The sequence below is a fragment of the Rhodopseudomonas sp. BR0C11 genome (assembly GCF_010820945.1).
Classification (GTDB): Bacteria; Pseudomonadota; Alphaproteobacteria; order Rhizobiales; family Xanthobacteraceae; genus Rhodopseudomonas; species Rhodopseudomonas palustris_H.
Window position 1 is genome coordinate 1 of the sequence record NZ_QTKI01000762.1, and the last position, 920, is coordinate 920.

The window sequence follows — 920 nt, forward strand, 5'->3', positions numbered from 1 at the left end:
GTGTCGAGGCGATGCGCCTGGGCGACCTGAATCAGTTGACCTGTCGCTTCCGACAGGTATTGGGCTGCTTCCACGGGGCCGCCGTCGCCAGGACGGCTGTAACGGGAGCTCTTCTTGCTGTCGGACGGCGGTGACATTGGGGCACCATTCCTGGCGGAATCGATCCACCCCAAATTGGATGGATGAAGGGCGATATACACGCATAGGTTGCACATCTCTAGGTTTATGTTTTGTGAACTTCAGGCCCAGGTAGTCGCAATATGTGGCGTCCTGCCCGAGCGGCGATTTGACAGCGCCCTTGTCACCACCCATGTTCCGGGCAATCTGGCCGGCGCGAGTCTCGCAGACCGGCCTTTTTCTCTTCATCTGATGCTTGGAATGCGATGAACCTCGTCATTGTCGAGTCGCCCGCGAAGGCCAAGACGATCAACAAATATCTCGGCTCGTCCTACGAGGTTCTGGCCTCGTTCGGGCACGTGCGCGACTTGCCGGCGAAGAACGGATCGGTCGACCCGGACGCCGACTTCCAGATGATCTGGGAAGTCGACCCGAAAGCTGCGAGCCGGCTCAACGATATCGCCAAAGCTCTGAAGAGTGCGGACAAGCTGATCCTCGCCACCGACCCTGATCGCGAGGGTGAGGCGATCTCCTGGCACGTGCTGGAGGTGATGAAGCAGAAGCGTGCGCTGAAGGACCAACAGGTCGAGCGCGTCGTGTTCAACGCCATCACCAAGCAGTCGGTCACCGACGCGATGAAGCACCCGCGCCAGATCGACGGTGCGCTGGTCGACGCCTATATGGCGCGCCGGGCGCTCGACTATCTGGTCGGCTTTACTCTCTCCCCAGTGCTATGGCGCAAGCTGCCGGGCGCGCGGTCCGCCGGCCGTGTGCAGTCGGTGGCACTGCGCCTGGTGTGCGAC

1 protein-coding gene is annotated in these 920 nt (G+C 61.4%); it reads left to right on the forward strand.

Annotation, left to right across the window (positions count from 1 at the left end; translation table 11 throughout):
- Positions 1-383 precede the first annotated feature (383 nt).
- A partial coding sequence (locus tag DYI24_RS27205; protein ID WP_246701397.1) for a toprim domain-containing protein occupies positions 384-920 on the forward strand: 537 nt, incomplete at its 3' end.